Consider the following 13,104-nt stretch of genomic DNA (forward strand, 5'->3'; position numbering starts at 1 on the left):
TCGCGTCCGGATCGTCGGGCGCGTGCTCGTCGCGTCCAGCGAGCACCTAGGCTGACGACCATGCAGGAGCAGCCCGAGCCGGCCTTCGCGCCGGGTCTGACCGCCCAGATCGAGTTGACAGTCACCGACGCGGACACCGCCCAGGCGGTCGGTTCCGGTGACGTACCGGTGCTGGGCACTCCCCGGGTGCTGGCACTGGCCGAGGCGGCCACCGTCGCGGCGACGGCGACCGGGATGCCGCCCGGTTCGACGACAGTGGGCACCCGGGTCGAGTTGGAGCACCTGGCGCCGACAGTGGTCGGCCGGACGGTCCGCGCGCAGGCGCTGCTGGCGACCGTCGACGGTCGCCGGCTGTCGTTCGAGGTCACTGTCAGCGACGGCGACCAGACGGTGGCTCGGGGCCGGGTGGACCGGATCCTGGTCGACCGGGGACGCTTCGTCGAACGGGCCGGGCGGGCGTCGTGAACGCCGGTTTCGTCGAGGTCGCCGACCGGGTGCACGTGCTGGCCGAACCGCTGCTGCGGGTCAACGTCACTCTGGTCGTCGGCGACGACGAGGCGCTACTGGTGGACACGCTCTCCTCGGCCGCCCAGGCCACCGAGCTGGCCGCTGCCGTCCGGGCGGTCACCGACCGTCCGTTGACGCTGGTCAACACCCACCACCACTACGACCACTGCTTCGGCAACGCCGTCCTGGCCGGCGACCCACCCCGCCCGGTGTACGCGCACGACCTGGCCGCCGCCGCCCTGCGCGAGGAGCCGGAGCGGCTGCGCCGGGAGGCGTACGAGGAGTTGCGCACGGAGCACCCGGCGCTCGCCGCCGAGCTGGCCGACACCCCGCTGCTCGCCCCCACGCACACAGTGCACGTCGAGACGGTCCTCGACCTGGGCGGTCGACGGGTGCTGCTGCGCCACCCGGGGCGGGGGCACACCGAGGCCGACCTGGTGGTTCACGTGCCGGACGCCGACGTGTTGGTGGCCGGGGACCTGGTGGAGCAGAGCGGCCCGCCCGCCTTCGAGGACTCGTACCCCCTGCAGTGGCCGGACGCGGTCGCGGACCTGCTGCGGCTGACCACCGCGCGCACCGTGGTGATCCCGGGCCACGGCGACCCGGTGGACGTCGACTTCGTCCGGGCCCAGCACGCGGAGCTGGCGAAGCTGGCCTGGCTGATCCGGGCCGGGCACACCGGCAGCGCCCCGCCGGAGCGGGTGGCCGCCGAGGCACCCTTCGGGGCCCGCCCGGCCCTGGTCGCCGCCCACCGCGGTTACCAGGAACTGACCGGCACGGGCTAACCCGGTTCTACGCCGCGGTACGCCGCCACTGCTGGTGGGTGCCGGTGCCGCACGTCCACTGGGCCAGGCGGGCACCGTCGGTGGTGGCGGCGTTGAGCACCTCCAGGCACTTGCCGCTGTGCCGGGCGACGAGCTGCACGTACCCCGAGCCGACATCCTGTACGCGCCACTGCTGGTTGGTGCCGCCGTTGCAGCCCCACTGGATCACGCGGACCCCGTCCGCGGTAGCGGTCGCGCCACCGTTGACGTCGAGGCACTTGCCGCTGTGCACGCTGACGACCGTCTGGTAGCCGCCGCCCGCGTCCTGGAAGCGCCACCGCTGGTTGGGCTGACCGTTCGCGGCCCACTGCACCATCTCGGCACCGTCGGTGGTCGCGTTGTTGTAGACGTCCAACAGCTTGCCGCTGTGCCGCGCGGCGAGGGTGTGGGTGGTCGGCACCGGCACAGTGGTGTCCGGGGTCAGCCGGTACAGCCCGGACCCGTGGGCGGCAAGCGACCGGGTGAGGGTGCCGGTCACCGTGCCGAGGGCCGTGCCGGACCACAGGTCGGTCACGGCGGCCGCTCCGATTCCGAGGTCGGCGAGGTTCACCGACACCTGCGCCGCGCTGCCGTCCCGGTTGAACAGGGCGACGTACCGATCGTCGCTGCCCGGCACGTCGGCGACCCACACCTGCCGGCTGCCACCGTACAGCTGACGGTTGTTAGCGCTGTTCTGGTTGACCCCGATGACCGCGGCGTTGGTCATCAACGCCAGCTCCGCGGCACGGTTCTCGACCAGGTTGCCACCCCACATCAGTGGTGCCCGATTGATCGCCCAGAGTGACATCAGGGTGCGCTGCTCGTCGGGGGTCAGGTTGGAGTATCGCGGCGAGCCGACCGGCCCGTACTTGGAGAGCCGGCCGATCGGGATCATGTCGGCGTCGGGCCAGGCGCCGGTGGTGCGGTACGGGGTCCAGTTGCGCAGTTGGTCGAAGAGCGCGTCCACCGACGACCAGTTGTCCCACAGGTCGTTGACGATCCGCCACATGTGCGCGTTGGCCTGGACGTGTGCGCCGCTGGCCAGCGAGGTCGGGCCGGGCGACAGGCTCAGCACCATCGGGCGGCCGCTGCGCTGGATGGCCAGTCGGTATCCCTCGACCTCCGACTGCCGGTACGTCGGGGCGGCGATGTCGTCCACCTTCACATAGTCGACCCCCCAGGACGCCAGCAACTGGAACATCGAGTCCAGGTAGGTCTGCGCGCAGGGGTTGGACATGTTCAGGCCCCACATCAGGTTGAGCCAGTTCGCGGTGGTGGTGTTGTTGATCTGGTTGGCGCGGCAGGTGGTGCCGAGGATCGGGACGTTGTCGGCGACCGCCTGGCGGGGAATGCCGCGCATCAGGTGGACGCCGAACTTCAGCCCCTTCGCGTGGACGTAGTCGGCGAGCGGCTTGAACCCGTTCTCACCGGCGGCGGAGGGGAACCGGGTGGTGTCCGGCAGCAGCCGTCCGTTGGCGTCCATCCGGAGCCGGGGTTGCAGGTTCGCGTCCTGGTTGGGGCTGTTGTTGTGCCGACCGGGGTAGTACCAGGCCCAGTCGATCACCACGTACTCCCAACCGAACTGCCGCAGGTTGGTGCCCATGTAGTCGGCGTTGGCCCGGACGTCGGCCTCGGTGACGCTCCAGTTGAACGAGTCGTAGCTGTTCCACCCCATCGGCGGGGTGTCGGCCACCCCGTTGTCCCACGCGGCTGCCCGCTCCGGCGGGTCGGCGACGACCATCCCGGCGGCCACGAGAAGCAGGGCCAAAAGGGCCGCGACGCGGCGGAACACCAGAGGTACCAGAACCACCCGCATCAGAGCCTCCCGACGATGCCCACGTTTCCATCGTGATTCGTCGATGTTAACGCTCACAAACCCCGAGGTCAACCAACGCTCCCCGCCCCACCCCGCCCCCCTTGCTGCCGCGATCTTGCACTTTCTGCGCCGTCAAAGGCGAGCAAAGCGGACCAAACGTCGACCGAAACTGCAAGATCGACGCGCGGGTGGGGGTGGGGGTGGGGCGGGGCGGGGCGGGGCGGGGGGTTAGGTGTTGAAGCGGTTTTGGACGGCGGTGCGGGTGGGCATGGCGGTGGCACCGCCCGGGGATTCGCAGACCAGGCCGGCGACCCGCAGCGCGAAGGCGACGCGGTCGGCCCAGCCCGACGGGACCGCCGGCTCGCCGTCGCGGAGCAGGTCGGCGATCAGCGCGGCCATCACGGAGTCACCAGCGCCGGTGGCGTCGATCGCGGTAACCTTGGGGGCGGGCACCCGGACCGGGTCGGCGTCGGCGGCGGCCAGCACCGCACCGGCCGCGCCGAGCGTCACCACCACGGTGGCCGCCCCCAACTCCCGCAGGTACGCCGCCACCCCCTCGACCGGCTCACCGGGATAGAGCAGCACAGCGTCGGCGGCACTCAGCTTGACCAGGTGCGCGCCGGCGGCGAACTCGGCCACCACCTCGCGCAGCCCTTCCAGCGCGGCCGGCCCGTTCAGCAGCCGAGGGCGGACGTTCGGGTCGAAGACCCGCAGGCCGGGGGCGAGCGACCAGGCACGGCGGGCGGCCGCCAGCGTGTCGGGTCGGAGCAGCACTATCGAGCCGCAGTAGAGCACGTCGGCACCCTCCAGCAACGCCAGGTCCAGATCGTCGGGGCCGAGCAGTCCGTAGGAGGCCGGCTCGCCGTAGAAACGGAAGTCCGGTTCGGGCCCGGCGTACGTGACCACAGCGAGCGTGGTCGGCGCGGGGACCGTGATCGCACCTGCCACCCCGACGTCGGCAGCGGTGAGGAAGTCGCGGATCCGGCCGCCCAGCGCGTCGTCACCGAGCGAGCCGACGAACTGTGCCGCACCGCCGAGTCGGGCCACCCCGACGGCGACGTTCAGCGGCCCGCCGCCGATGGCCTGCCGGTAGACCCGCTCCCCGTCGAGCTCGCTGTCGAGCAGGTCGACGAGCGCTTCACCGATCACCACCGCGTATCCCATGCCGATCCTCTCGTCGTCGCCACCGGCCGCCGGTCGCCGAGCCGATCTCCGTGGCACCAGGCTGGCACAGCGCGCGCCCCGATGGGCGCCGAAGGCCAGGCACCGACGTGCGCGCTACCCCGGCTGGTGGATCGGCCCGTCGAGCACCGCGAGGGGGCGGCCGGTACCGCCCCACCGGGCCGCGACGATCTGCGCGGCCACACTCACGGCGGTCTCCTCGGGGGTACGACCACCGAGATCCAACCCGATCGGGGAGGCGAGCCGGGCGAGCTGCGCCGGGCTGAGCCCCGCCTCGCTCAGCAGCTTGTGTCGCTCGTCGTGGGTGCGCCGTGAGCCCATCGCGCCGACGTACGCCAGCGGGTGGCGCAGCGCCAGCTCCAGCAACGGCACGTCGAACCTGGGGTCGTGGGTGAGCACGCACAGCACCGTCCGCTCGTCGAGCCGATCGGCCGCCAACTCGGTACGCAGGTAGCGGTGCGGCCACTGCACCACCACCTCGTCCGCCTCGGGAAAGCGCCGCGCGGTGGCGAAGACCGGCCGGGCGTCGCAGACGGTGACCCGGTAGCCGAGGAACGCGCCGATCCGGGCCACCGCGGCGGCGAAGTCGATCGCCCCGAAGACGATCATGCGGGGCGGGGTGGCGTACGCGGTCACGAAGAGGCTGACGCCGCCGCCTCGGCGCTGCCCGTGGTACCCGTACCGGAGCATGCCGCTGCGTCCGGCGGCGAGCAGCCCGAGAGCGTCGGCACTGGCGGCGTCGTCGAGCCGGTCGTCGCCGAGCGAGCCGACGGACCGTTGGCCGGTCAGCACCAGCCGACGGCCACGCCGTCGGGCCGGGTCGGTCGGTCCGGCGCCCGGAGACGTGCCGGCATCGGCGGGTGGATCGTCGTTGGCGTCGGCTGCCACGCAGGTGACGATCGCCGCCGGGCGGCCGCTGCGGCGGGCTGCGGCGACCGCGTCCAGAGCCGGCAGGGCGCTCGCGTCGACGCGCTCCACGAACACGTCGAGGATGCCGCCGCAGGTCAGGCCCACGGCGTACGCGTCGTCGTCGCCGATCCCGTAGCGGCACAGCTCGGGTTGGCCGGTGTCGAGCACACGACGGGCCCGTTCGTAGAGATCCGCCTCGACGCAGCCTCCGGAGACACTGCCGGTGACGGTGCCGTCGGTCGCGACCACCATGGCGGCACCGGGTGGCTGCGGGGCGGAGTGCCAGGTGGCCACCACTGTGGCCAGCGCGACCGGCTCGCCGTCGCGGCACCGGCGGTGCACCTCGTCGAACACGTCCGGCACCGGCTGCCGCCTCTCCGTTCCCGCTCCCCGTACGCAGGATATGGCGTTCAACGACGACCGGCGGGTGTTCTCATGCATCGAGGAATGCCTATTGCGCTCGGCCGCCCGGCGTGATGGGATGACGCATACCGGGCGGTGCGAGGGCTGCGGGCGCCCCCCGGTTGCCGGGTTGGTTAGACGCGAGGGCACCGGTCCCGGACAGGACCGTCGACGGCGCACGTCCACTGGCTGTTTTCCGCCGGGGCACGTCGCCGTGATCGTCGCACCGCTCACGACAGCGAGGCGATCACGCCACATCCCACCCGATTGCGGCGGGGCGGCTCAGCCAGCGCCCCTCGCGAGTCAGGAGAACCCGTGAACCGTTCCCGTATGGCCGTATTGCTCACCGCGGCCACGACCCTCGCGCTGGGCGCAGTCGCCCTGGCGTCCAACCCTCAGCCGGCCGCCGCGCACGGCGCGGCGATGACGCCGGGCAGCCGCACGTACCTGTGCTGGCAGGACGGCCGCAGCCAGACCGGTGAGATCAGGCCGAACAACCCCGCTTGCTCCGCGGCCGTGGCCCAGAGCGGGGCGAACTCGCTGTACAACTGGTTCAGCGTGCTGCGCTCCGACGCTGGCGGCCGGACCACCGGCTTCATCCCGGACGGGCAACTGTGCAGCGGCGGCGCAACCGGTTTCCGCGGCTACGACCTGCCGCGCACCGACTGGCCGCTGACCCACCTGACCGCCGGGGCGCGGTTGGACTTCAAGTACAGCAACTGGGCGCACCACCCGGGCACGTTCTACTTCTACGTCACCAAGAACAGCTGGAGCCCGACCCGGGCGCTGGCCTGGAGTGACCTGGAGGAGCCGTTCCTGACGGTGACCAACCCGCCGCAGCGCGGCTCGGTCGGCAGCAACGACGGGCACTACTACTTCAGCGGCAACCTGCCGTCGGGTAAGAGTGGCCGGCACATCATCTACTCCCGCTGGGTCCGCTCGGACTCGCAGGAGAACTTCTTCGGCTGCTCCGACGTGACCTTCGACGGCGGCAGCGGCCAGGTCACCGGTGTGGGCCCGGGCGGTACGCCGACCGACCCGACCGATCCGCCGACCGATCCGCCGACCGACCCGACGGATCCGCCGACCGACCCGACCACCCCGCCGCCGTCCGGCGGTGACTGCATGGCCACCTACAAGGTGTCCAGCACCTGGCAGGGCGGTTTCCAGGGCGATGTCACGATCATGAACCACGGCAGTACGCCGTTCTCCGGTTGGACAGCGAACTGGACCTGGCCCAACGGGCAGGCGATCAGTCAGATCTGGGGTGCCACCCAGACATCGTCCGGCTCGACGGTGACGGCGACGAACGTCGGTTACAACGGCACAGTCGCACCGAACGGCACCACAACGTTCGGCTTCCTAGCGAGTTCCACAGGAACCAACGGGCTCCCCACAGTCACCTGCGCCCGCCGCTAACACCCACCACCACCACCTGCCCCACCCCGAAATGATCAAGAGGTTTGCGTCACCGGAAACGCTCCGGATGACGCAAACCTCTTGATCAACAGGGTGGGGCAGGGGTCAACAGGGTGGGGCAGGGGTCTGCGGGGTCAGGGCAGGGGTCAGCGGACCATGGAGCCGACCACCGGCTTGGTGAGCAGGGCGGACTGGTTGCGCTGGATTCCCGGGTCGAGGGTCTTGGCCACGAAGATCGCGTGCCAGATGCAGAAGATCAGCACGGTCCACACCTTGCGGGAGTGGTCGGCCTCCTCCCGCTTGTGCTCGTCGAGCAACCGCAGCGCGTACGACAGGTCCAGCAGGTCACCCGCGCCCGAGGTGCTGAGCACGTGCCGGGCCCACTCGTACATCTCGCCGCGCAGCCAGACCCGGGTGGGGGTCGGGAAGCCCAACTTCTTGCGGTTGACGATGGCCGGCGGCACGACACCCTGCAACGCCTGACGCATCGCGTACTTGGTGGCGTCGGAGCGCGGCGGCAGCTTCAGATCGACCGGGATCTTCGCCGCCACGTCGAAGACCTCACGGTCGAGGAACGGCACCCGCACCTCCAGCGAGTGCGACATCGAGATCCGGTCGGCCTTGACCAGGATGTCGCCGCGCAGCCAGGTGTAGAGGTCGACGTACTGCATCTTGGTGACGTCGTCGAGCTCGGTGCACTCGGCGTAGATCGGGGCGGTGACGTCGGTGTAGCGCACCGAGGGGTCGTAGCGGCGCATCAGGTGCTGCTTCTCCTCCTCGGTGAACATCCGGGCGTTGCCGTAGTAACGCTCCTCGATCGGAGTGGTGCCACGCTCCAGGAAGCTCTTGCCCTTGACCCCCTGCGGGATCGCCTTGGAGACCGCGCGCAGCCCCTTCTGCACACCGCCGGGCAGACCGTTGACGGTGCCCAGCGACAGCGGCTCGCGGTAGATCGTGTAACCGCCGAAGAACTCGTCCGCGCCCTCACCGGAGAGCACAACGGTGACGTGTTCGGCGGCCTTCTTGGCCACGAAGTAGAGCGGCACCAGCGCCGGGTCGGCCACCGGGTCGTCCAGGTGCCAGACGATCTTCGGCAGCGCGTCGATCATGTCCTGCGGACCGATCTTGGTGGGAATCGTGGTGACGTCGAGGTGCCGGGCCGAATCCTGGGCGACGTCGATCTCCGAGTAACCCGGCACGTCGTAGCCGACGGTGAAGGTCAGGATGTTCGGGTTGAACTCCCGCGCCAGCGCCACCACCGCTGTGGAGTCGATGCCACTGGACAGGAACGAGCCGACCGGCACGTCGGAGCGCATGTGCATGCGCACGCTCTCCCGCAGCGTCTCGCGGATCTCGTGGTAGAGCTTCTGCTCGTCGTCGACCGGCGCCGGCCGGAACACCGGCCGGTACCACCGGCGCACGTCGATCCGGCCGCCCGGGGTCCAGTTCAGGTACTCCCCGGAGCCGATCCGGCTGATGCCCTTGTGCAGGGTGCCGGGCTCGGGGACGTACTGCAGGGTCAGGTAGTGGCTCAGGTTCGCCGTGTCGACGCCCGCGTCGCCCTGGTAGTTGCTGTGCGCGAACGGCAGCAGCGCCTTCTTCTCCGAGGCCAGATAGAGGCCGTCGGCGGTCTCCAGGTAGTGCATCGGCTTGATGCCGAAGTAGTCGCGGGCACCGAACGCCCGGCGCTCCTGCCGGTCCCAGATGACGAAGGCGAACATGCCCCGAAGTCGGGTGAGCACCTGCTCACCCCAGAAGTGGTAGCCCGCGACGATCACCTCGCCGTCACCGGCGGTGGCGAACTGGGCACCAAAGTTTCTGATCAGCTCCTCGCGCAGCTCGATGTAGTTGTAGATCTCGCCGTTGAAGGTCAGCAGGTAACGGCCGTTCGCGTAGGGCAGTGGCTCGTGACTCGACGCGACGTCGATGATGGCCAGCCGCTTGTGGGCGAACACGCCGTCCGCGTACCGGCCGGAGGCGTCGCCGACCACCTCGACCCCTGTCTCGTCGGGGCCGCGGTGGTGCAGGCATTCCAACGCTCCGGCGATGTGGTCGCGATGCGCGGCGGCGTTGCCGTTCGCGCTGAAGAAGGCCAGAAGTCCGCACATGGTGGCCATCTTTCCACGCGCGCTGTCGGCCCTCGCAGCCGTCCGTCGATCCACCCGACTCACAGGGGGCGTCAGCGCCAACCGGACGCGCGGTACCGTCGGGACCAGCAACGAAGCGGAGGGAGCGGCGCAATGACCGAGGGACAGACCGACGGTACGCCGACGGACGGTACGGAATCGCACGATCCGGACTTCCCGGAGGCGTTCCTGTCCTTCATGCGGCAGGGCTGGAGCGACACCGCGCTCCCCGTGACGCCCCGCCCGGAGACGCCCAACTACGCCAAGCGGCGGGCGGCCCTCTCGGCGGCCTTCCCCGGCGAGACCCTGGTGATCCCCACCGGCACCGAGAAGGTCCGGGCCAACGACACCGACTACCCGTTCCGGCCGGGAAGCGACTTCGCCTACCTGACCGGCGACCACGACGCCGACAGCGTGCTGGTGCTGCGCCCGAACGGCTCGGGGCACGACGCGACGCTGTACATGCGGCCCCGGTCCTCCCGGGAGACCGACGAGTTCTTCCGCAGCCGCAACGGCGAGCTGTGGGTGGGCCGGCGGCACACCCTCGGCGAGAAGTCGACCGAGCTGGGCCTGCCCACCGCCGACCTGACCGGCCTGGAGGCGACGCTAGCCGACCTGGCTCCGGGGCGTACCCGGGTGTTGCGCGGTTTCGACGCCCAGGTGGACGCGGCCGTCCGCCAGTACGACGGGCCCCGCGCCGAGGGCCAGCCGGCCCGGGACCGCGAGCTGGCGATCGCCATCTCGGAGATGAAGCTGGTCAAGGACGAGTGGGAGATCGGCCAACTCCAGGACGCGATCGACGCCACCGTACGCGGCTTCGAGGACGTCGCCCGGATCCTGCCGGCCGACCGGGCGGTCTCCGAGCGGCTGCTGGAGGGCGTCTTCGCGCTGCGGGCCCGCCACGACGGCAACGACGTCGGGTACGGGTCGATCGTCGGTGCCGGCGAGCACGCCACGATCCTGCACTGGGTGCACAACCACGGCGCCACCCGACCGGGTGACCTGCTGCTGATGGACATGGGCGTCGAGGGCCGCAACCTCTACACCGCCGACGTCACCCGGGTCCTGCCGGTGAGTGGCCGGTTCACCGCGCTACAGCGCCAGGTCTACGACATCGTGTACGCCTCGCAGCAGGCCGGCATCGAGGCCATCCGCCCCGGGGTCAAGTTCAAGGACGTCCACCTGACCTGCATGCGGGTGCTCGCCGAGGGCCTGTCCGAGTTGGGTCTGCTGCCGGTGAGCGTGGACGAGGCGATGGACGAGAAGTCGACCGTCTACCGGCGGTGGACGCTGCACGGCTTCGGCCACATGCTCGGCATCGACGTGCACGACTGCTCCAACGCCCGCAAGGAGACCTACCGCGACGGCGCGCTGGGCGAGGGCTACGTGCTCACCGTCGAGCCCGGTCTGTACTTCCAGCCGGAGGACGAGCTGGTCCCCGCCGAGCTGCGCGGTGTGGGCATCCGGATCGAGGACGACGTGCTGGTCACCGCGACCGGCGCGGTCAACCTGTCGGCCGGGCTGCCCCGCACCTCCGACGAGGTGGAGACCTGGCTGGCCGAGCAGCGCGAAGCCGGCCCCCGCCTGCCCGGCTGAGCCGGCTGTTCTGCCGGGGCTGACGGATCAAGCCCCGCTCCCTGGCCCGCCCACCCCTGGCCCGCCCACCCCTGGCCGCCCGCCCCTTCTTGAGGGCTGGCGGCCAGGGGTTTCTGTCGTGATCAGCCGAGGGGGCCGGCAACGTTCGGTGTGTGCGCTGCACGGGCCCTTTCTGCCGGCCCGGACTGGTTGGCCGCCCTCGCCTGACCTGCGCCAAATGCGTGGTTGTCTCGGATAAGTCCGCATCGCGAAGATGGTTCTCATACGGTGTGGATCAGAGGCTACAACCCATTTGTAGCTGGTCGTGGCGCCTGGGGCGGTGCGATCCCGTCTGGTAGCAGGAAAGGGCGGAAGGCTCTGATGTCCAACGACGTAACGAGTACCGACGGCGGGGCCTCGACGGCTCCGCCAACACGGCGAAGGCGAGCGCTCTGGGTCGCCGGCGTAGCCGGGCTGACCGGCGTGGTCGGCCTGGCGGCCCTCGGCGGCGTCGCCGCTCGGGACGACAAACCGAAGGCCGACCAGGTGTCGGACGCGCAGCCGTCGACCAACCGGCAGAACGCCAGCGACGACGGCGGCGCGGACAAGGGCGGCGCCAAGGACGACGGCGGTCAGGACGACGACTGGAGCGGCGACGACTGGAGCGGCTTCGACGACCGGTCCGGCAAGAATGGCAAGGACCGCGAGGACGGCAAGGACGGCAAGGACGACGAGAAGGACCGCACCAAGCAGATCCCGTGCGACTCCGACAAGCTGATCCAGGCGATCACGTTCGCCAACAACGAGAACGGCGGCGTGTTGGAGCTGGCCAGGGGCTGCACCTACACCCTGACTCGCAACCAGGACGGCAACGGCCTCCCGGTGATCACCGAGCACATCACCCTCAAGGGTGAACACACCACCATCGGTCGCGAGGCCACTGCCGACTACTTCCGCATCCTCAACGTCGGCGCTGGCGGGCACCTCACTCTCAAGGGCCTGAGCATCAGGGGTGGCCAGACCCTCCAGTCCCCGATGACCGCCGACCCGGCGACGGTCTGGGCGCCGTACTCGGCCCAGGTTCGCTCGACCGTGGCCCAGCCGCCGGCAGCGGCGGCGCCCGCCGCGAAGTCGGCGATCGCGACCGCGGCCGGCGCCAAGCCAGCGGCCGCCAAGCCGGCAGCAACCGCCGCCAAGCCGGCCGCGAAGACCGCCGCCACGGCAGCGCCCGCAAAGGCCACCGCCAAGGCAGCGCCCGCAAAGCCGGCCGCGAAAGCAGCGCCGGCCAAGCCCGCAGTGGCAGCAACCAAGGCCGCCCCGACTGCCACCAAGGCCGCCACTGCCAAGCCGGTAGCCGCGGCGGCGAAGCCGGTGAGTGCCGGTACGGCGGTCGTGCCGCTGGTCGAGCAGCCTGGGTTCACCGACGGCGCCGGGGTGCTGGTGCAGCCCGGTGGTCGCGCGGAGATCCTGGACAGCGAGTTGCTCTACAACCAGTCCGGCGGCAACGGCGGCGGGCTGGCCAACTTCGGCAGCACCAGGCTCAGCAAGACGACTGTTGCGCACAACACCGCCTTCTTCTTTGGCGGCGGCATCTTCAACGCTGGCGTACTCCAGGTCGACGAGTCGAAGATCAAGGACAACACCGGCATCATCGGCGGCGGCGGCATCTCCAACGGCGCTGCCGACATCTTCACCGAGAACGTCGACGGCGGCTCGGTCTGGGTCTACAAGAGCGAGGTCACCGACAACGAGACGCTCGGCTTCGGCGGCGGCGTACTGGATGTCGAGGGCACCACGACGTTGCACCAGACGACGGTCAGTGACAACACCGCGCTGCTCGACGGTGGTGGCGTCGCGGTGGTCGACAGCCAGCTCAACCTCAAGGACGCCACGGTGGTCAGGAACAGCGCCGGTCGCTCGGGTGGCGGCCTGGCCGTGACCAACGACAGCGTTGCGACGATCGAGAACAGCAGGATCAACGACAACACCGCGGGCTTCTCCGGCGCCGGCCTCTTCAACGAGGAGAGCGTCACCACGCTGCGCGACAGCGAGGTGTCGGGCAACCGGGCCGTCGGTCCGTTCGGCCGCGGCGGCGGCATCCTCAACACCGAGGGCGGCGAGGTCACGCTCCACCGGACGAAGGTGGCGCACAACTTCTCCACCCTTGAGCCGGGGGGCATCTTCAACAGCATCGGCGGCACCGTGACGCTGGACGACGAGTCCGCTGTCACTGCCAACCGCCCGACCAACTGCTTCAACGTTTTGGACTGCTTCGCCTGATCGGGTGGGGCTGAACCACATAAAACGCCCCTCCGAGCCGTCACGGCTCGGAGGGGCGTACCCATTTGGGCAGGTCAGGAGCGTG

Annotated in this window: 9 protein-coding genes; 5 read left to right on the forward strand and 4 right to left on the reverse strand. The window is 70.5% G+C overall.

Annotated features, from left to right (window positions below; genetic code table 11):
• The first annotated feature begins 60 nt into the window (after positions 1 to 60).
• Complete coding sequence (locus tag OHB44_RS23885; RefSeq protein ID WP_238682630.1) at positions 61 to 465, forward strand: thioesterase family protein; 405 nt, start codon at positions 61 to 63, stop codon at positions 463 to 465.
• Positions 462 to 1,292: an MBL fold metallo-hydrolase gene (locus OHB44_RS23890; protein ID WP_238682631.1), complete on the forward strand. Its 831-nt coding sequence runs from the start codon at positions 462 to 464 to the stop codon at positions 1,290 to 1,292. The genes OHB44_RS23885 and OHB44_RS23890 overlap by 4 nt, the downstream gene beginning before the upstream one ends.
• 7 nt (positions 1,293 to 1,299) lie before the next feature.
• On the opposite strand, the gene OHB44_RS23895 is transcribed toward OHB44_RS23890, so the two are convergent.
• The 3 genes from OHB44_RS23895 to OHB44_RS23905 form a co-directional block, all read right to left on the reverse strand.
• Positions 1,300 to 3,126, reverse strand: coding sequence for an alpha-galactosidase (locus OHB44_RS23895; RefSeq protein ID WP_330438349.1), 1,827 nt, complete (start codon positions 3,124 to 3,126; stop codon positions 1,300 to 1,302).
• A 228-nt stretch (positions 3,127 to 3,354) separates the two neighbouring features.
• The gene (locus tag OHB44_RS23900) at positions 3,355 to 4,290 is read right to left on the reverse strand and encodes a carbohydrate kinase family protein (protein WP_238682633.1); all 936 of its coding nucleotides are present in this window, start codon (positions 4,288 to 4,290) and stop codon (positions 3,355 to 3,357) included.
• Positions 4,291 to 4,404: 114 nt separating this feature from the next.
• Complete coding sequence (locus OHB44_RS23905; protein ID WP_238682634.1) at positions 4,405 to 5,580, reverse strand: XdhC family protein; 1,176 nt, start codon at positions 5,578 to 5,580, stop codon at positions 4,405 to 4,407.
• A gap of 369 nt (positions 5,581 to 5,949) precedes the next feature.
• Between OHB44_RS23905 and OHB44_RS23910 the strand changes: the two genes are divergently transcribed.
• Positions 5,950 to 7,038: a lytic polysaccharide monooxygenase gene (locus tag OHB44_RS23910; protein WP_238682686.1), complete on the forward strand. Its 1,089-nt coding sequence runs from the start codon at positions 5,950 to 5,952 to the stop codon at positions 7,036 to 7,038.
• Between the two features lie 146 nt (positions 7,039 to 7,184).
• On the opposite strand, the gene asnB is transcribed toward OHB44_RS23910, so the two are convergent.
• The gene (gene asnB, locus OHB44_RS23915; protein WP_091405235.1) at positions 7,185 to 9,146 is read right to left on the reverse strand and encodes an asparagine synthase (glutamine-hydrolyzing); all 1,962 of its coding nucleotides are present in this window, start codon (positions 9,144 to 9,146) and stop codon (positions 7,185 to 7,187) included.
• 132 nt (positions 9,147 to 9,278) lie between these two features.
• On the opposite strand from asnB, the gene OHB44_RS23920 reads away from it, so the two are divergent.
• Positions 9,279 to 10,760, forward strand: coding sequence for an aminopeptidase P family protein (locus OHB44_RS23920; protein ID WP_330438350.1), 1,482 nt, complete (start codon positions 9,279 to 9,281; stop codon positions 10,758 to 10,760).
• A 360-nt stretch (positions 10,761 to 11,120) separates the two neighbouring features.
• Positions 11,121 to 13,019 (forward strand): hypothetical protein, encoded by a 1,899-nt coding sequence (locus OHB44_RS23925; RefSeq protein ID WP_330438351.1) that lies wholly within the window; start codon positions 11,121 to 11,123, stop codon positions 13,017 to 13,019.
• The last annotated feature ends 85 nt before the right edge of the window (positions 13,020 to 13,104 follow it).

The organism is Micromonospora sp. NBC_00821, from assembly GCF_036347035.1.
Lineage (GTDB): Bacteria > Actinomycetota > Actinomycetes > Mycobacteriales > Micromonosporaceae > Micromonospora > Micromonospora hortensis.